This is a genomic window from Sphingopyxis sp. LC363, assembly GCF_000756385.1.
Lineage (GTDB): Bacteria > Pseudomonadota > Alphaproteobacteria > Sphingomonadales > Sphingomonadaceae > Sphingopyxis.
On record NZ_JNFC01000023.1, the window covers coordinates 168653 to 186467 of the forward strand.

The 17815-nt window shown below is 66.2% G+C and carries 16 protein-coding genes; 8 read left to right on the forward strand and 8 right to left on the reverse strand.

Annotated elements, in window-relative coordinates; all coding sequences use genetic code 11:
* Positions 1-6 precede the first annotated feature (6 nt).
* From FG95_RS10420 to FG95_RS10450, 7 genes are read left to right on the forward strand one after another with little or no spacing between them, the layout of a single operon-like run.
* Positions 7-1644, forward strand: coding sequence for a tetratricopeptide repeat protein (locus tag FG95_RS10420; RefSeq protein ID WP_235211529.1), 1638 nt, complete (start codon positions 7-9; stop codon positions 1642-1644).
* On the forward strand, positions 1641-2489 hold the full coding sequence (locus FG95_RS10425) for a 4-(cytidine 5'-diphospho)-2-C-methyl-D-erythritol kinase (RefSeq protein WP_037555715.1): 849 nt from the start codon (positions 1641-1643) through the stop codon (positions 2487-2489). Before FG95_RS10420 ends, FG95_RS10425 begins: the two co-directional genes overlap by 4 nt.
* A complete protein-coding gene (locus FG95_RS10430) occupies positions 2486-3217 on the forward strand; it encodes an N-formylglutamate amidohydrolase (RefSeq protein WP_037555716.1) in 732 nt (243 codons plus the stop codon). The genes FG95_RS10425 and FG95_RS10430 overlap by 4 nt, the downstream gene beginning before the upstream one ends.
* 59 nt (positions 3218-3276) lie before the next feature.
* Entirely contained in the window at positions 3277-5136 is a 1860-nt protein-coding gene (gene ilvD, locus FG95_RS10435; RefSeq protein ID WP_037555718.1) for a dihydroxy-acid dehydratase, read from the forward strand.
* Positions 5133-5522, forward strand: coding sequence for a hypothetical protein (locus tag FG95_RS10440; protein ID WP_037555721.1), 390 nt, complete (start codon positions 5133-5135; stop codon positions 5520-5522). Before ilvD ends, FG95_RS10440 begins: the two co-directional genes overlap by 4 nt.
* A 32-nt stretch (positions 5523-5554) precedes the next feature.
* Positions 5555-6907 (forward strand): bifunctional ADP-dependent NAD(P)H-hydrate dehydratase/NAD(P)H-hydrate epimerase, encoded by a 1353-nt coding sequence (locus FG95_RS10445; protein ID WP_037555722.1) that lies wholly within the window; start codon positions 5555-5557, stop codon positions 6905-6907.
* Between the two features lies 1 nt (position 6908).
* Positions 6909-8108, forward strand: coding sequence for a class I SAM-dependent RNA methyltransferase (locus tag FG95_RS10450; RefSeq protein ID WP_037555723.1), 1200 nt, complete (start codon positions 6909-6911; stop codon positions 8106-8108).
* Between the two features lie 99 nt (positions 8109-8207).
* On the opposite strand, the gene FG95_RS10455 is transcribed toward FG95_RS10450, so the two are convergent.
* The 5 genes from FG95_RS10455 to FG95_RS10475 form a co-directional block, all read right to left on the reverse strand.
* Positions 8208-8642, reverse strand: a complete 435-nt coding sequence (locus FG95_RS10455) for an MAPEG family protein (RefSeq protein ID WP_037555724.1) — start codon at positions 8640-8642, stop codon at positions 8208-8210.
* Between the two features lie 13 nt (positions 8643-8655).
* Complete coding sequence (locus FG95_RS10460) at positions 8656-9087, reverse strand: MAPEG family protein (RefSeq protein WP_037555725.1); 432 nt, start codon at positions 9085-9087, stop codon at positions 8656-8658.
* A gap of 67 nt (positions 9088-9154) precedes the next feature.
* Complete coding sequence (locus FG95_RS10465; RefSeq protein WP_037555726.1) at positions 9155-10309, reverse strand: CaiB/BaiF CoA transferase family protein; 1155 nt, start codon at positions 10307-10309, stop codon at positions 9155-9157.
* A 72-nt stretch (positions 10310-10381) separates the two neighbouring features.
* Positions 10382-11713 carry an MFS transporter gene (locus tag FG95_RS10470; protein WP_037555728.1) on the reverse strand — a complete coding sequence of 444 codons (1332 nt, stop codon included), beginning with the start codon at positions 11711-11713 and terminating at the stop codon, positions 10382-10384.
* Positions 11714-11800: 87 nt separating this feature from the next.
* Entirely contained in the window at positions 11801-12994 is a 1194-nt protein-coding gene (locus tag FG95_RS10475) for a type III PLP-dependent enzyme (protein ID WP_037555730.1), read from the reverse strand.
* Between the two features lie 277 nt (positions 12995-13271).
* Between FG95_RS10475 and FG95_RS10480 the strand changes: the two genes are divergently transcribed.
* Positions 13272-14924: an FAD-dependent oxidoreductase gene (locus tag FG95_RS10480; protein ID WP_037555731.1), complete on the forward strand. Its 1653-nt coding sequence runs from the start codon at positions 13272-13274 to the stop codon at positions 14922-14924.
* Between the two features lie 132 nt (positions 14925-15056).
* Here FG95_RS10480 and FG95_RS10485 read toward each other — a convergent pair whose 3' ends face one another.
* Genes FG95_RS10485 through FG95_RS10495 form a run of 3 tightly spaced genes read right to left on the reverse strand, consistent with a single transcriptional unit; the run spans position 15057 to position 17695 of the window.
* Positions 15057-16229 carry a carboxynorspermidine decarboxylase gene (locus tag FG95_RS10485; RefSeq protein ID WP_037555732.1) on the reverse strand — a complete coding sequence of 391 codons (1173 nt, stop codon included), beginning with the start codon at positions 16227-16229 and terminating at the stop codon, positions 15057-15059.
* A 24-nt stretch (positions 16230-16253) separates the two neighbouring features.
* Entirely contained in the window at positions 16254-16604 is a 351-nt protein-coding gene (locus FG95_RS10490) for a DMT family protein (RefSeq protein ID WP_037555733.1), read from the reverse strand.
* The gene (locus tag FG95_RS10495) at positions 16601-17695 is read right to left on the reverse strand and encodes an alpha/beta fold hydrolase (RefSeq protein WP_037555734.1); all 1095 of its coding nucleotides are present in this window, start codon (positions 17693-17695) and stop codon (positions 16601-16603) included. Before FG95_RS10495 ends, FG95_RS10490 begins: the two co-directional genes overlap by 4 nt.
* Positions 17696-17815: the final 120 nt, after the last annotated feature.

Sequence of the window (17815 nt, forward strand, 5' to 3'; positions counted from 1 at the left end):
TTCCTTTTGATCTCCGCCGCCGTTGCGGCGGCGGCGCCCGTGCATGCCGCCGAGGACAGCGGCGAAGTCCTCAATGCGCTCGTACGGGCGCGATTGGCGGAAGAGGGCGGAGCGCCGGCGGCGGCGCTGTCGGCGCTGGCTGCGGTGGCGAGCGCGGCGCCTGGGCTGCCCGGTATCCGCGGACGGATGCTCGAACAGGCGATCGAGGCGGGCGATCTCGATGCCGCGCGCTCCGCCGCGCAGAGCCTGTGGACGGCGGGCGACCGGCGTTTCGATGCGCAGCTGGTGCTGATGGTCGACGCGATGCGCCGGTCGGATTGGAACGCCGCCCGTACCTATATGGCGGGGCGGGCGGACAAGACGGGCGCCGACACGATCGCGCGGTTGATCCTGCCGACGGTGAGTGCGTGGATCGACATCGGCGCGCGCAAGAAATTTCCCGAACAGCATCTGCTCGCGGTGAACAGCGCGACCCGGCCCGAGCCGGCGCTGACGCTGCAGGTCGTGCTCGTCCAGATCGCGGCGAAGCGCGCCGATTCGGCCGCGTCGCTGACCGACAGCATCACACTGACCGACCGGACGAGCCAGCTCATGGGAGTGCGGGTTGCTGCGACGCTGGACAAGGCGGGTAAAAGCGACGCGGCCGAGCGTCTGCGAGGGCGGATCGCACTTGCGTCGGGGCAACGCGAAGATCCCATGCTGCTGCTTCCCGACCAGCCGGTTTCGACACCGCGCGCGGGCGTGGCGCAATGGCTCGGCATTTTGGCCGACGGTCTTGCCCGGACGCCGAACGGCAGCGCGAAGCTGCCGTTGCTGTTCGCGCGTGCGGCCTATTGGCTCAACGAGGACGATTGGGCAGTGCGGGCGACGCTGGTGGAGGCCCTCGACCGCAACGGCCAGTCCCGGGACGCGATGGCCTTGCTCGATAGCGGGCGTCAGGAACTGCCCGCCGCGCTGACGATGCGGCGCGCCGAACTGATGGCCGACGCGGGCGATCTCGCGGGCGCAGCGCAGCTTGCCGAAGCCGCCGCCAATGCCAGCCCTGCGCGCGGTCTGCTCGTCCGGCTTGCCGACATCGCGCGGCGATCGGGCGACCCCGCGGCGGCAGCGCGCGCCTATGAGCGGCTCGAGGCATCGCTCGGCGACGGCGAAAACGACCGGGCTTTACGCGGCACCTTGCTGATTGCGCGGGCGGAATTGCTATTGCAGTCGGGGCGGTGGGACGAGGCGCAAGCGCTGATGGAGCGAGCGGTTGCGCTGCGGCCCGGCGACGCGTCGATATTGAATTTCGCCGGTTATTCGGCGCTCGAACGGCGCAAGGATATCACGCAATCGCTGGCGCGGATCGAGGCGGCATGGCGCCGCGAGCCGCGGAATGCGAGCATCAGCGATTCGCTCGGCTGGGCCTATTTCCTGACCGGACGCACCGGCGATGCCGTGGATCTGCTCGAAAAAGCCCAGCGCGGCGAACCTGACAATCCGGTGATCGTCGAACATCTGGGCGACGCCTATTGGAAGGCGGGACAGAAGTTTCGCGCGCGCTATAATTGGCGCGCCGCGGCGCTGCTCGCCGAGGCCGAGATGGCGACGCGGCTGACGGCAAAGCTGCGCGACGGGTTGACTCCCGCCACGACGGCGCCGTGACGGCGTTTCGCGAGACCGGCTGGGCCAAAATCAACCTCGCGCTGCATGTCCGGGCGCGGCGTCCCGACGGCTATCATGCGATCGAGACACTGTTCGCCTTTGTCGACGGCGGCGATGCGATCGCGGCGGAGTTCGCCGATGCCGACAGCCTGACGATCGACGGCGAGTTCGCCGAAGGATTGAGCGCTGACGGCGACAATCTGGTGATGCGGGCGCTGGCGCTGCTTCGCGACCGCCATGGCGCGGACCGCGTGCCACCGCTCGCGGTGACGCTGACCAAGGCGCTGCCCGTTGCGGCGGGGATCGGCGGCGGGTCGGCCGATGCCGCGGCGATGGCGCGGCTGGTGCGGCGTCACTTTCTGCGCGAGATCGGCGATAGGGCGCTGGCGCGGATTATGAGCCCGCTCGGCGCCGATGTCGCCGCTTGCGTGGCGAGCGAGACCTGCCTCGGTGTCGGCACGGGCGAAGAATTGAGCGTCGTGCCCGGACTGCGGCTCGGCGGAACGCCGGTGCTGCTGGTCAATCCGCGCCAGCCGGTCGCGACGGGGCCGGTGTTCGCCGCATGGGACGGGATCGATCGTGGGCCGCTGTTCACGGGCGCCGAGCCGCGCGCGGGGTTGCTCAGCGCGCGCAACGATTTGCAGCGCCCGGCGATCGCCCAGTGCCCGGCGATTGCGGACATATTGCTCGAACTCGGCGCGCTCAGGCCCTGGCTGGCGCGCATGTCGGGTTCGGGGGCGACCTGCTTCGCGCTGTTCGATGCGGCGGCCGAGCGCGACGCGGCGGCCGCCTTGCTCGCGGAGCGGCATCCGGGCTGGTGGACGATGGCGGGAGCATTAAGGTGAGCGAAGCGTGGCGGCAGATCGGCGAAGCGCGCGCGGGCGGTATCTTGCTTATCGCCGATCATGCTTCGGCGTTCGTGCCCGAGGATATCGATCTGGGTATCGAGCCGGCGCTGCTGTCGAACCATATCGCGATCGACATCGGCGTTGCCGAGGTCGCGGCGCGGCTCGTCGAAGCGGGCGCGGTCGATGCGGCGATCCTTGGCGGCGTGTCGCGGCTCGTCGTCGACTGCAACCGCGAGGAGGATGCGCCGGGGGTGCTCCCGATCGCGAGCGACGGCCATGCGGTGCCGGGCAATGCGCTGAACGACGATGCGCGCGAGGCGCGGCTGGCGCGCTTCTTTCGGCCCTATCACGACCATATCGCGGCGACGATCGCGGCGGCGCGGCCCGCGACGATCCTGTCGCTGCACAGCTTCACCCCGTCGCTCGCGGCGCATCCCGATCAGGCGCGGCCGTGGCATGTCGGGGTGCTCTATAACGAGGACGACCGGCTCGCGGGCGCGGCGATCCCGGCTTTGGAGGCCGAAGGACTGATCGTCGGCGACCAGCAACCCTATTCGGGCAAGCTGCTCAACGCGACCATGAACCGCCATGCGGAGGCGAACGGCATCCCCTATGTCGGGATCGAGATGCGGCAGGATCTGGTCGGCGAGGCCACGGGCCAGGCGCTGTTCGCCGAGCGGCTGGCGCGGATGTGCGAGAAAGTGGCGTTGAACATCGGTGCATAGGCGTGTAGAGGCGCATTTCATCGTCATTTTATGAAATAATATTATCAGGAACTCTCCAAATGCCTTCTTATCGTTCGCGCACGACCACCCATGGCCGCAATATGGCGGGTGCCCGCGGCCTTTGGCGCGCGACGGGGATGAAGGACGATGATTTCGGCAAGCCGATCATCGCGGTGGTCAATAGCTTCACCCAGTTCGTGCCGGGGCATGTTCACCTGAAAGACCTCGGCCAGATGGTCGCGCGCGAGATCGAGGCTGCGGGCGGGGTGGCCAAGGAATTCAATACGATCGCGGTCGATGACGGGATCGCGATGGGGCATGACGGGATGCTCTATTCGCTACCGAGCCGCGACCTGATTGCCGACAGCGTCGAATATATGGTCAATGCGCATTGCGCCGACGCGATGGTGTGCATCTCGAACTGCGACAAGATCACGCCGGGCATGTTGATGGCGGCGCTGCGCATCAATATCCCGGTGGTGTTCGTGTCGGGCGGGCCGATGGAGGCCGGCAAGGTGGTGCTGAAGGGCAAGGAAGTCGCGCTCGACCTCGTCGATGCGATGGTCGCCGCGGCCGACGAGAAATATACCGACGAGGAAGTCACCGCGATCGAGCGTTCGGCGTGCCCGACGTGCGGGTCGTGCTCGGGCATGTTCACCGCAAACTCGATGAACTGCCTGACCGAAGCGCTGGGGCTGTCGCTGCCGGGCAATGGCTCGACCCTCGCGACGCACGCCGACCGCAAGGAGCTGTTCCTGCGCGCCGGACGGATCGTCGTCGAGATGTGCAAGCGCCATTATGAAGAGGGCGACGACAGCGTGCTGCCGCGCAATATCGCCACGTTCGAGGCGTTCGAAAATGCGATGAGCCTCGACATCGCCATGGGCGGGTCGACGAACACCGTGCTCCACCTGCTCGCCGCGGCGTTCGAGGCGGGCGTCGATTTCACGATGGAGGACATCGACCGGCTGTCGCGCCGCGTGCCGTGCCTGTCGAAAGTCGCGCCGGCAAAGAGCGATGTCCATATGGAGGACGTCCACCGCGCGGGCGGGATCATGGCGATCCTCGGCGAGCTCGAGCGCGCGGGGCTGCTCCACGCGCACCTGCCGACGGTGCACAGCGCGACGCTGGGCGATGCGCTCAACAAATGGGATATCGCCCGCACGAACGATCCCGAGGTGCAGAAATTCTTCCTCGCCGCGCCCGGCGGAGTGCCGACGCAGACCGCGTTCAGCCAGGACCGGCGCTGGGACAATCTCGACCTCGACCGCGAGGCGGGGGTGATCCGATCGGCCGACCATGCGTTCAGCAAGGACGGCGGGCTCGCGGTGCTGTCGGGCAATATCGCGCTCGACGGCTGCATCGTGAAGACCGCGGGGGTCGACGAAAGCATCCTCAAATTCTCGGGCCCGGCGAAGGTCTATGAAAGCCAGGACGCGGCGGTCGCGGGCATCCTTACCGGACAGGTCGAGGCTGGCGACGTCGTCGTCATCCGCTACGAAGGGCCAAAGGGCGGCCCGGGGATGCAGGAAATGCTCTATCCGACGAGCTATTTGAAATCGAAGGGGCTGGGCGCTGCCTGCGCGCTGATCACCGACGGGCGCTTTTCGGGCGGCACATCGGGGCTGTCGATCGGCCATGTCTCGCCCGAGGCGGCCGAGGGCGGGGCGATCGGGCTGGTCGAGAATGGCGATCTCATCAACATCGACATCCCGTCGCGGACGATCACCCTCGCGGTGGCGGATCGCGTCCTTGCCGAGCGCCGCGCCGCGATGGATGCGAAGGGCGACGCCGCCTGGCAGCCCGAGAAAGCGCGCCCGCGCAAGGTTTCGGTAGCACTTCAGGCCTATGCCGCGATGACGACGAGCGCCGCCAGAGGAGCGGTGCGCGACCTGTCGCAGCTGAAGGGCAAGGGATGAAGCGATTTGGGGGGGCATTGCTGGCGCTGATCGCGCTCGCGGGCTGCGATCGTGCGCCGGACAATGGCGATCTGGCTGAGGCTGAAGCGCGCGGGTCGCGCGAGGCGGCCGAAAATGGCCGTATCGAATGCGCGCTGGAGGGCGCCAAACTGTTCGACCGCACTTGCACGGTCGACGAAATGAGCGGCGCGGACGGAACGATCCTCGTCGTCGGGCGCGCCAATGTCGGTTACCGCAGGTTACAGATCACCACCGACGGGCGCGGGGTCGTGTCGGCGGATGGCGCCGAGCCGGCGAAGGTCAGCATCGTCGGCAACAATATGATCGAGGTGGCGATCGGGCACGACCGCTATCGCCTGCCAGCGAATACGGGCGGCGCGAAGTAGGCGCGTTCGCGCGATCGTGATAAGGCGGAGGCATGTCCGTTCCCGCCGACGCCCCGATCCTGACCAGCGATGCGATGCGCGAGGCCGAGGCGGCGTGCGCGGTGCAGGGAACCTCGCTTTCGGAACTGATGGAGCTTGCGGGCGCGGCCGTTGCCGATACCGCCTGGCGGATGGCGGCGGGCGCGCCGATCCTGATCCTCTGCGGCCCGGGCAATAATGGCGGCGATGGCTATGTCGCGGCACGACGGCTCGCCGAACGTGGCGCGGCGGTGCGGGTCGCCGCGCTGGCCGAACCCGCGACCGCGCTGGCGAAGGCGGCGCGGGCGGGGTGGAACGGCCCCGTCGAAGCCCTCAATGGCCGGCTAGCCGCGGCGCCTCTGATCGTCGATGCGCTATTCGGCGTCGGCCTTTCGCGGCCCATCGCCGACGATATCGCAGTTGTTCTGGGACTTTTTTCGGACCGGCGCATCCTGGCGGTCGATGTGCCGAGCGGCGTCGACAGCGACGGGGGCACCGACTGGATGCCGCCGCTTCGCGCCCATGTGACGCTGGCGCTGGGTGCGCTGAAGCCCGCGCACGTCCTGCTGCCGACCGCGCCCGCCTGCGGCCGCGTCCTGCTCGCACCGATCGGCATAGCGGCAAACAAGGCGATGCGGACGCTGCCGAGGTCGCGCGAGACGAAACCGGAGGCGGCGGCCCACAAGTTCACGCGCGGCATGGTGCTGGTCTTTGCGGGACCGATGCGTGGCGCGGCCGGCCTGACGGCCGCAGCGGCGCTGCGGGCGGGCGCGGGCTATGTCGTGCTCGACGGCAGCGAGCGCGCACCCTTTTCGGCGATCATTACCGAGAGTGACGAGAAGTTCGGCGAACGGCTCGACGATCCGCGCGTCGGCGCCGTCGTCATCGGGCCGGGATTTCCGGCGGGTGATGAATTGTTGTTCGACGTCGAGGCGGCGCTCGATTCGGGGAAGCCGCTCGTGCTCGACGCCGCGGCCATCGACGCAGCGCTGCCGCGTCTCTCCGAAACGACCCGAAAAGCCATCCTGACGCCGCATGAAGGCGAGTTCTCGCGCGCCTTTCCGCAACTTTACGGCAGCAAGATCGACCGCGCCAAGGCAGCCGCGGCGCGCACGCAAGCGGTCGTCATCTACAAGGGCGCCGACACGATCATCGCCGCCCCCGATGGCCGGGTGGTCGCCGCGTGGCCAGGGGAACCCTGGCTCGCGACAGCGGGGACGGGCGATGTGCTCGCGGGCGCGTGCGGCGCGATGCTGGCGCGCGGCGGCGATGCGTTCGATGCGGCCGTGGCGGCGGTGGGCTGGCATATCGCGCGGGCCGCGCGTATAGGCCCCGGCTTGATAGCCGACGATCTGATAAGGGACTGACATGAGCGAAGCTGCGCTGATCGAGCGCATCGCCGCGCGCGGCGATGGCGTGACGGGCGACGGCCGCCATGTGGCGGGCGGCGTGCCCGGCGACCGCGTGCGCGACGACGGCATCATCATCCCGGGGCCGAACCGCACCGAACCCGTGTGCCGCCATTTCGGCAAATGCGGCGGATGCCAGTTGCAGCATGTCGCCGAACCGGCGCTCGCCGATTTCGTGCGCGACCGGGTGGTCGGCGGGCTTGAGGGACAGGACGTTCCCTATGGCGATGTGCGTCCCGCGAAGCTTTCGCCGCCGCAGAGCCGCCGCCGCGCCGCGCTGACCGCGCTCAGGACGGGCAAGCAGGTCGCGATCGGTTTCAACGCGGCGCAGAGCAACCAGATCGTCGACATGCGGATGTGCCCGTTGCTGCTTCCCGAACTCCTCGCGCTGATCGCGCCGGTGCGCGCATTGCTCACGATGATCGCGCAGCCGCGGCGCCCGGTAAAGGTCAAGCTGCAGATGCTCGATCAGGGCGTCGAGTTGATATTGGAGGGCGTCCGGGCCGAGGGGCTCGACGCCGCGATGGCGCTACAGGATTTCGCCGGCGCGCAAAACCTCGCGCGCTTTGCGATCGATCAGGGCGAGGGGCTCGAAATCCTCTGGCAGCCCGAACCGCCGACGATGCGCTTCGGCGACATTTTGGTCGAGGTCCCGCCTTTCGCCTTTCTGCAGGCGACGGCGGCGGGGCAGGCGGCGTTGGTCGATGCGGTGGCCGAGGCAATCGGCGATGCCGGCGCGGTCGCCGACCTGTTCGCCGGCGTCGGCACCTTCGCCCTGTCGGTGCAGGCGGGACGCAAAGTCTATGCGGCCGAGGGCGCGCGCGATGCGATTGCCGCGCTGACCGGCGCCGCGAACCGTGCCCGAGCGCTCGTGGCGACCGAGCATCGCGACCTGTTCCGCCGTCCGCTGGTGCCCGCCGAGCTCAATCGTTTCGGCGCGATCATCCTCGACCCGCCGCGCGCCGGGGCCGAGGAGCAGGTGAAGCAGATCGCGGCCTCAAGCGTGCCCGCGATCGCCTATGTCAGCTGCAATCCCGCGAGCTTTGCACGCGATGCGAAAATCCTGACCGAAAGCGGCTATACGCTCGACTGGGTACAGCCCGTCGGCCAGTTCCGCTGGTCGACCCATGTGGAACTGGCGGCGCGCTTTTCGAAATAAATCGTCGTCCCCGCGAAGGCGGGGGCCGCTGTAGGCTTTTTCCAGCACCGCTGCGTAAAACGACCGTCGCCCCCGCCTTCGCGGGGGCGACGGGTTCTCTCAATGCAGCACAAATCCCATGAAGGCGTGCAGGCAGAGCGCGAATAAAGCGAGGCTGGCCAGCGCGAAGACAAGGAAGCGCCACATGACGCGATTGACCGTCACCTGAATCAGGCTGTGGACGATGCGAAGGACGACATAGGCCCAGGCGATCTGGGTGTTGAGGCCGCCGCCCATTCCGCCGACCGCCAACGCGATCGCGACGGCATAGAAGACCGTCGGCTGTTCCATCAGATGGTTATAATTGTGCGCCTTCCACTGCACTTCGGGGGGAAGGACGTCGTCGAGCCCCTTGCCGGTGCCGCCGACCATCTTTGCCGCGTCGATCTTTGCGCGCTGCATCGCCGGGATGCGCGTCGCATACATCCACACCCACATGATCATCGACCAGAGCGCGAGCGTCGCGACCGGTCCCAATATGGCGTTCGTGTCCATCCTTCTTTCCCCCTCAACCCAAAGTGGCGATTACCGCAAGCAGCGCGAGGGCCAGAAGACACAGGGTCGACGCCGCAAAGATGGCAAAGCGCACCGGAATGCGGTTCACCGTCGCCTGCCAGACGCTGTGCACGACACGCAGCGCGACATAGGCCCAGGCGATCCATACGACATAGGCGGGGTAGCCGCCGACGCCGTGCAGGATCAGGATGACGGCATAGAAGAGCGTCGGCTGTTCGAGCAGATGCGTGTAATTGTGCGATTTCCAGTTGGTGACGGGCGGCAATATGCCTTCGAGGTCGCCGCCGCGACCGCCCGGTGGTGCTGCCTTGAGATCGATACCCGATTGGGCGAGCGCGCGAAAACGCGTCACGGCGACCCAGACCAGCATGACGAGCGTCCACAGGATCAGCACCGCGCCCGGTGCGAGGATGTTCGGCGTCATATGGCTCCCCCTTTTGTCGTGTGGCTGCGATGCTAGGGATGATGCGCCGATATGCAATTGTGAAAATTCAGCGGTGCCGGGTCGCGAGTTCGCCGCGGATCGCCGCGCCGTCGCCGTCGACGCGCGGCGCGAAGCCGAGATCGCGGGGCGGCATCGCGCCATATTTCACCGGCGGCTGCATTTCGTGGAAGGCGCCGGCATCGGGATGGGTGCGGTGGCGGAAAAATCCGGTCGCGACCAGATGCGGGTCTTGCCTGACGTCCTGAAGGTCGCGCGCCGCCATCGCGGGAATGTCGTTGGCGGCGAACAGTTCCAGCCAGTCGGCGCTGGTCTTTGCCGGCGTCTTGCGCGCGATTTCGCTATAGATGATCGGCATGTGCTGCCCTTTGGCCTTTGCCGCCTCATATTCGGGGGTCGCGAGGAGGTCGGCACTTCCCAGCAGGCCCAGCAGCCGCGCCGTCGAGTCGGGGGTGTAGGGAACGATCGCGAGATAGCCGTCGCTTGTCGGGAAAGGCTGACGCGTCGGGTCGAGCTGGCGCGGATAGCCGGCGGGCCCGATCGGCGGGTCGAGCGTATCGTCGCGCAGATGTTCGGTGAGCATGAATGAAGCGAAGCATTCGAACATCGGCACTTCGACCTCTTGCCCTTCACCCGTGCGGAGTTTGTGGACGAGCGCAGCGAGGATAGCCTGCGCGCCGAACTGGCCCGCGATCTTGTCGGCGATCAGCGACGGGAAATAGCGCGGGGCAGGGTTGCCGTCGACGCGGGGAAGCAGGCTGGTGGTGCCGGTCGCCGCCTGGATGACGTCGTCATAGGCCTGAAGGTCGGCGTAGGGGCCGTCCTGTCCGAAGCCCGTGCCATGGACGTAAATGATATCGGACTTGAGCGCCTTGCAGCCTTCGTAATCGAAGCCGAGCCGCGCGATCGCCTTGCCCCGCACATTGTGGAAGAAGACGTCGGCGTCCGCGATCAGCTCGCGAAGCACCGCCGCGTCTTCGGGCTTTTTGAGATCGAGCGCTATCGAACGTTTCCCGCGATTCACGGTGAGGTGGATCGACCCCATCGTCGGGTCGGGAACGCCGTTGCCGAGATAGCGCGATATGTCGCCCATGCCGGGGGTTTCGATCTTGATCACCTCGGCGCCGAGATCGGCGAGCATCTGGGTCGCATAGGGTCCGAAGATGACCGTGGTAAGGTCGACGACCCGGATCCCTGACAACATATGCGCACATCCTCTCTCTGCTTCGCGCGCAGGATAGAATGATTGCAAAGTAAAACGGAAGAGGCTTCGTCGTCAGGCCGGCTGTTCTGTCGGGCGACCCGCTTCGTTGCCGGTTCCGACGGCGTAGGCGGCCGATATGCGGCGATAGGATTTCGACCGGAAAGCCGCGATCGTCGCGATGACGCCGAGCGCGCCGGCAATCGAAAAGACGATCGCGATGCCGCGTTCGGGGCCGCGACCGTACCAGTCGCCGATCGCGTCGGCGCCGGCACCGTCGGTCATCAGCGGCACGAAGACGAACTGCGTCAGCGGCGCGATCAGGAAGGCGGTGAGCGGCGAGGCCGACTGCTCGACCGACTGGGCGAAGCCGAAAACGCGGCCCTGCCGTTCGTAGGGAACGACCTTTTGCAGCGTCGTCTGTTCGGCCGCTTCGGCATAGGGACCGAGGAACATCCAGAGAAAACAGCCTGCCGCAAGCAGCAGGATCGACGACTGGATCGTGAAGAAGACCGCGACGATCCATGCCGCCAGATTGACGAGAAGCAGGGTGCGGACGGGGTTCGCGCCGAGCCCGGTTCGCGCGATCACCATCCCGCTGAGGATGAAGGCGCAGGAAATGACGGCCCAGAGCAGCCCCCATTCCTCGACCTTCATCAGCGACAGGCCATAGGCATCCATCAGCGCCATGAAGACGCCGCCGAGAAGATTGTTGAAGGTCGTGAAGAGGATGAGCGCGATGAGGCCCGGAATGCCGAGCACGACGCCGAGCGTCCCGGCAAGATCGATGCGCCGCGGCGCGTCGTGCATTTCGGTATTGCGCGGCTCGTCGACCCGAACGAACAGCATGTGGAAAATCGCGACCAGCGTAAAGCCGATCGCGAAAGCCAGCGTCCCGACCATGCCGCCCCATGCGACGAGGAAGCCGCTGATCGCCGATGTCGTCAGGAAACCGATGCCGCTGACCATGCCGACGAGGCCATTTGCCTTATCGCGCCGGTCTTCTGGAACAAGGAGGGTGACGAGCGTGGGAAGCGCGATCATGCGGATATTGCCGACGATCACGGCGAACATCGTGACGAGGATGAAAAGCCAGAGCGTGAGGCTGCCGGTATCCGCGCCGCGAATGTCGGGGTCGAGCGCATAACCCGCCAGCGCGGCGGCGTAGAGCGCCAGCGACGCCATGCTCGACACGAGCATCATGTTGCGCTTGCCATGATGGTCGACGAGGCTGCCGAACCAGATGCCGAGCGCGGCGGTGAGCACCAGATAGATGCCGGCGATCATCCCCGTCGCGAACACCGACCGGGTTTCGAGAAAGGTCCAGAAGGTCAGCGCGAACCACACCGTGAAATTGGTGATATTGGCGATCAGGTTGTTGGCGAGGAGATGATGGAAGGGCTGCATGGGAGGCGCAATCTAGCGCTCCCGCCCAAAAGGAAAAGGGCCGGTCGCATCGCGCGCCGGCCCTCTTTTTTTCCGAATTGCCGTCCGTCAGAACAGCTTGGTCACCGTCGCGCTGCGGCGTTCCTGTTCGACTTCGCCCGTATAGAGGCTGACCATGGGTTCGTCGCTGACGACATGGGTCTCGTCGGCGCCGAAGCCGTTGAACTTGGTCCGCATCGCGCAGCCATAGGCGCCGAGCATCCCGATCTCGATGAAATCGCCGGCCTTGATGTCGGCAGGCAGGAAGAAAGGCCCCGCCATATGGTCGAGATCGTCGCAGGTCGGGCCGTAGAAGCTGAACGGCACCATCTCGGCGTCGCTGCCCGCGTCGCGCTGCAGCGTGACCGGAAAGCGCCAGCCGACATGCGCGGCGTCGAACAGCGCGCCATAGGCGCCGTCGTTAATGTAGAGTTCCTCGCCGCGGCGCTTTTCGACGCGGACGATCAGCGAGCTATACTCGGCCGACAGCGCGCGGCCCGGTTCGCACCAGAGTTCGGCCGAATAGCTGATCGGCAGGCTTTCGAAGCTGCGGTGGATCGTCTCGAAGTAGGCGTCGAGCGGCGGCGGCTCCATGCCCGGATAGGATGAGGGAAAGCCGCCCCCGACATCGATGATGTCGACGGTGACCGACGCCGCGACGATCGCGGCGCGGACGCGCTCCATCGCCTGCGCATAGGCGTGCGGCGTCATCGCCTGGCTGCCGACGTGGAAGCAGATACCGAGCGCGTCGGCGGCCTGCCGCGTCGCCATCAGCAGTTCGGCGACCTCGTCGGGCTCGGCGCCGAACTTGGCGGCGAGGCTGAGCTTCGAATGGTCCGACGAGACGCGCAGGCGCACGAGCAGGTTCAGATCCTGCGCGCCTTCGGTCGCGCGGACGATCTTTTCGAGCTCGTCGAGCGTGTCGAGCGAGAAAGTGCGCACGCCATGCTTCCAATAAGCTTCGGAAATCGCTTCCTCGGCCTTCACCGGGTGCATGAAGCAGAGCGTCGCCTGCGGCAGCGTGCGCGCAACGAGGCGGACCTCGGCGATCGACGCGACGTCATAATGGGTGACACCCGAATCCCACAGCACGCGCAGCAGGTCGGGCGACGGATTCGCCTTGACCGCATACATGGTCGTGCCGGGAAATCGCTCGATGAAGAAACGCGCTGCGCGCCGCGCGGCATGCGGGCGGACAAGCGTAACAGGTTCGACCGGCGAAAGTGCCTGAATCAGCCCGTGGGCGCTATGATGCTGGTGCAACTCAAGGGACCCCCAAAAATAACGTTAAACATCCAAGGCTGCCTTGCGGTTATTGGAAGTCCCCCTGGGGCAGCGGGTTGCGCATATATGGCGGGGGGTCTCCCCTGTAAAGACCCTCCCTCGCAATTTTGTAACGCGATGGTAACAGGCGAAGTCGAACCGGGGCCGATCCGTGTCAAACCGCGTCGAGCCGCGCAATGCGAGACGAGTACGAGACAAGGCTTTGTCGTCGCGCTAGAGACGGCACATAGTCAAAGCCGAAAAGGACCTCCCCGCCATGGTGTCTCGCGCCGACGTGAATCATGACTTTTCCGACGCGGAACTCGAAGAATTGGCAGCCTATGGCACGATCGAGTCGCATCGCGCCGGCGACCTGATCGTCGAGGAAGGCGCGATGGCGCCCGACTGCATCATCACCCTGTCGGGGCATACCGATATCTATGCGTCGACCGACGAGGGGCGCAAACGCGTCGGCTGGATGGAGCGCGGACAGTTTTCGGGCGACCTGTCGGTCCTGACCGGTCAGCGCCACCTGTCGCGCGTCGAAATGGGCGCGGACGGCGAGATCATTCGCATCGCTCACGCCGATTTCCAGCGGCTGATCGCGAGCAACAGCCATTATTCGGATATCTTCGTCCGCGTGCTTTCGGCGCGACGCGAGTTCAGCAAGCACCGCGGCTTTGCCGTCACGATCATCATCGGCGCGGCGATGGATCGCAGCGTCTATGCGATACGCGACCTGTTGATGAAGCACGGCGTCGCGCATCGCTGGTTCGACCCCGCCGACGGGCCGGTCGCAGGACATCTGCTCGCCGAGCGCGGGCTGACCGAGGATCAGCTGCCGGTCGCGATCCTCGGCGCCGCCGAAGTGCTGGTGCAACCGACCCCCGAGCAGCTTGCGGTGGGGCTCGGGCTCGATCTGCTTCCGGATGGCGCGACCGCCGATGTGCTCGTCGTCGGGAGCGGGCCCGGCGGGCTCGCGGCGGCGGTCTATGCCGCCTCAGAAGGGCTGACGGTCATCGCGCTGGATTCGCTCGCGCCGGGCGGACAGGCGGGCACTTCGTCGAAGATCGAAAATTATCTCGGCTTTCCGACCGGCATTTCGGGGAACGAGCTAGCGCGCCGCGCGACGGTTCAGGCGCAGAAATTCGGTGCGCGGCTGGTGTCGCCGGTGCGCGCCGCGTCGATTAATCGCGACGGCGACGCCTATTGCCTGCACCTCGCCGACGGACGCAAGCTGCGCAGCCGTGCGGTGGTCGTGGCGAGCGGCGCGAAATATCAGAGCCTGCCGATCGACGGGATAGAGGCCTATGAGGGCCGCGGCATCTATTATGGCGCGACGCCGATGGAGGCGCAGCTGTGCAGCGACGCCGAGGTGACGATCGTCGGAGCGGGCAATTCGGCGGGGCAGGGGGCGATCTATCTCGCGAGCGTCGCGAAGAAGGTCTATGTGATTTTCCGTCGCGGCAGCCTCCGCGAGACGATGTCGGAGTATCTCGTCAAGCGGCTGGAGGAGCATCCGAATATCGAGATCATCCCGTCGACCGACGTCGTCGCGCTGCACGGCGAAGAACATCTGGCGGGCCTGACCTATCGTTGTCGCGAAACCGGAGACGAGGGGCATTGCGATTGCGGCTTCCTGTTCCTCTTTCTGGGCGCAAGCCCGAACACGAGTTGGCTGCCCAAGGAAATGGTGTGCGACGAGCGCGGCTTCGTGAAGACCGGCACAGACATCGCTCCGCTCGAGCTCGTCAAGGCGGGCTGGTCGCTCGACCGCATGCCGAGCCGGTTCGAGACGAGCTGGCCGCGCATCTATGCCGTCGGCGACGTTCGCAAGGGATCGGTGAAGCGCGTCGCCTCGTCGGTCGGCGAGGGATCGGTCGTGGTCAGCGACATCCATCAGGCGCTGGCGGAGCTTGGCACCCAATAATCCTCCCTGCCGCGAAGCGATGGGGAGGGGGACCGCTCGCGTAGCGAGTGGTGGTGGAGGGGCGGCGTCACAGCCCCTCCGTCAGCGCTCCGCGCTGCCACCTCCCCATGGCTTCGCCACGGGGAGGATCAATTACCCCAGCCGCGTCTTGAAATCCTCGTAACCGAATTCGCGGATCTGCGTCAGTTCGTCACTCTCGCTGTCCCACAGCCAGATCGACGGCAGCGGCACGCCGTTGAAGGTGTTCGTCTTGACCATCGAATAATGCGCCTGGTCGAGAAAGGCGAAGCGCTGGCCGATCCGCGCGCCGCCGGGCAGGCGATAGTCGCCGATCACGTCGCCCGCGAGGCACGACGGGCCGCCGAGACGCGTGGGCATGCCCTCGCTACCTTCATCGAGCATCGCCGGACGGTAGGGCGCCTCGATCACGTCGGGCATGTGGCAAGTCGCCGATATGTCGGTGATACCGATCGGCATGCCATTGTCGAACAGGTCGAGGATTTCGCCTACCAGAATGCCCGCGTCGAGCGCGATCGCTTCGCCGGGTTCGATCATCACGTCGCAATCGGTCGCCGCGCGCACCTGTTTGAGGAAGGCGATCAGGTCGTCGACCTGATAGTCGGCGCGCGTCACATGGTGCCCGCCGCCGAAATTAATCCATTTGAGCTGGTTGAAAAAGGGGCGCAGCATCGGCTGCACCGCGTCCCAGGTGCGCTGGAGCGGCGGAAAATCCTGCTCGCACAGGCTGTGCATATGGACGCCGTCGACGCCCTCCATATGCTCGGGCAGCAATTGGCTGATCGGAAAGCCGAGGCGGCTGCACGGCGCGGCGGGGTCGTATTTCGCGACCTCGCCCTCGCTGTGCATCGGGTTGATGCGCAGGCCGATGTCGAACGTCGCGCCTTGGGCGCGCAACTCGTCGAGCAGCGGGCGGAAGCGCGCAATCTGACCGGGCGAATTGAAGATGAGATGGTCCGACAGCGCCGCGATCTCGGGCAGGTCGATCTCCTTGTAGCCCGCGCAATAGGTCGCGACTTCGCCGCCATATTCGCTGCGGCCGAGCTTTGCTTCGTAGAGGCCCGAGGCGCACACGCCGTCGAGATAGTCGGCGACGGTCGATCCCAGCGACCACATCGAAAAGGCCTTGAGCGCCGCGAGCACGCGCGCGCCCGATGCGTCGCCGATATGACGGAGCAGCGCGAGGTTCGCGCGCACTTTCGCTGCATCGACGACGAAGGCGGGAGAGGGGACGCGGCTCAGGTCGAAGCGGGCAAAGGCTCCGGGGTCGCCGGCACGGGTTTCCATGTCGCTTGGGATTCCTGAATTAAGTCAGACCGCGATGGGTCCCTTGAAGATGAAGAACGCCCCCGCCGCGATCAGACCGAAGCCGACGAGATGGTTCAAGGTCAGCTTCTCACCGAGCCAGAAGACCGCGAACCCGGCGAATATGATCAGCGTGATCACTTCTTGCAAGGTCTTGAGTTCGGCGGCGCTGTAAACGCCATAGCCGATCCGGTTCGCCGGGATGACGAGGCAATATTCGAAAAAGGCGATCCCCCACGCGATCAGCACCGCGAGCCACACCGGCCGCGACACCGCCCCGAGTTGTCCATACCAGGCGAAGGTCATGAAGATGTTCGAAACGAACAGCAGCCCGATGGGCGCGAGCCAGGCGGTCATTTCGGGTCTTTCGTCGCGGTCAGCGGCAGCACGTCGCGAAACAGCGCGGCGAAGAAATGCCCCGGTTCCTCGACCATCGGCATATGCGCCGAATGTTCGAGCCAGACGAGCTTCTTCGAGGGTGCCTTGACCTGTCCGAACCACTGGGCCGCAACAGGCGAAGGGACAGTATAATCATGCCGTCCGAGCAGGAAGACGATCGGCACGTCCATCTTCTTCACTTTCGTGAAGCTGACATCGGCGAGGCGCGGCCAGAGCGTCGTCACCGAAAATTCGCTGCCCTTGCCCCAAGCCTGCACGTCTGCTGGCCCATATTCGGGCGACAGGCGCGGGGTCTGGAAATAATATTTGAGGTCGGGCTTGTTGTAGATGAGCGATCCGTAGGGGATCGCATATTTGCGCCAGCCGTCGGCCTTGGCGATGGTGAATTCGCCTTGCGGATAGGGGGCGAGTGCGTCGAGCGCCGCGACGGCTTCCGTATTGCCCGCCGCGAGCGCCTTTGCGCGCGTCCACGCCATGCCCGTTTTTTCACCTTCGCGAAAATCGATGCCCTGGCCGACGCCGACATAGGCGTAGAGAAGGTCGGGCCGCTCGACCGCGACCGACAGGCCGACGATCGAGCCCCAGCTGTGCCCCATCAGCACGACCTTGCGCTTGGCATAGCGTTTCTTGAGTAGCTCGATCAGTTCGATGGCGTCGTCGCGATAGCGTTCGGGCGTCATCGTCGGCGCGAGCGTCGCGGGGTCGTTGAGCGGATAGCTGCGTCCGGCGCCGCGCTGATCATATTGCACGACCGTGAAGACATCCTCCCATGGCCGCTGGAAGGCCCATGCGAAGGGCATCTCGACCGCGCCCGGACCGCCATGGACGAAGATCAGGATCGGATTCGCCTTGTCCGAGCCGCGGACGTTCACGACCTGCCGCGCGCCGCCGAGCGTGACCTCGAACGTCTCCTGTACCCCGTTCGGCGTCACGATCTTGCCGATGTCGGCGATGATCGCACGAGCGGGGGCATAGGGATCGTCGGATTGGGCTGCGACGGGGGTGGCGAAAGCCGCAAGCAGCGCGGCAGTCAGGAGGGCGATTCTCATGCCCGATCCTTAGCGCGCCAACCCTGCGATGTCGTCATCCCGGCGAAGGCCGGGATCTCGCCCTATCGCATCGACGCGCCGGCGAGATCCCGGCCTTCGCCGGGATGACGGATTTTTGGG

What these genes read in the sequence shown, in the direction of transcription:
- FG95_RS10470 (WP_037555728.1), bottom strand. Translation starts at nt 11,713, where the DNA reads ATGCAGCCCTTCCATCATCTCCTCGCCAACAACCTGATCGCCAATATC.
- FG95_RS10480 (WP_037555731.1), top strand. Translation starts at nt 13,272, where the DNA reads ATGGTGTCTCGCGCCGACGTGAATCATGACTTTTCCGACGCGGAACTC.
- FG95_RS10455 (WP_037555724.1), bottom strand. Translation starts at nt 8,642, where the DNA reads ATGGACACGAACGCCATATTGGGACCGGTCGCGACGCTCGCGCTCTGG.
- FG95_RS10490 (WP_037555733.1), bottom strand. Translation starts at nt 16,604, where the DNA reads ATGACCGCCTGGCTCGCGCCCATCGGGCTGCTGTTCGTTTCGAACATC.
- FG95_RS10440 (WP_037555721.1), top strand. Translation starts at nt 5,133, where the DNA reads ATGAAGCGATTTGGGGGGGCATTGCTGGCGCTGATCGCGCTCGCGGGC.
- FG95_RS10465 (WP_037555726.1), bottom strand. Translation starts at nt 10,309, where the DNA reads ATGTTGTCAGGGATCCGGGTCGTCGACCTTACCACGGTCATCTTCGGA.
- FG95_RS10460 (WP_037555725.1), bottom strand. Translation starts at nt 9,087, where the DNA reads ATGACGCCGAACATCCTCGCACCGGGCGCGGTGCTGATCCTGTGGACG.
- ilvD (WP_037555718.1), top strand. Translation starts at nt 3,277, where the DNA reads ATGCCTTCTTATCGTTCGCGCACGACCACCCATGGCCGCAATATGGCG.
- FG95_RS10485 (WP_037555732.1), bottom strand. Translation starts at nt 16,229, where the DNA reads ATGGAAACCCGTGCCGGCGACCCCGGAGCCTTTGCCCGCTTCGACCTG.
- FG95_RS10445 (WP_037555722.1), top strand. Translation starts at nt 5,555, where the DNA reads ATGTCCGTTCCCGCCGACGCCCCGATCCTGACCAGCGATGCGATGCGC.
- FG95_RS10450 (WP_037555723.1), top strand. Translation starts at nt 6,909, where the DNA reads ATGAGCGAAGCTGCGCTGATCGAGCGCATCGCCGCGCGCGGCGATGGC.
- FG95_RS10495 (WP_037555734.1), bottom strand. Translation starts at nt 17,695, where the DNA reads ATGAGAATCGCCCTCCTGACTGCCGCGCTGCTTGCGGCTTTCGCCACC.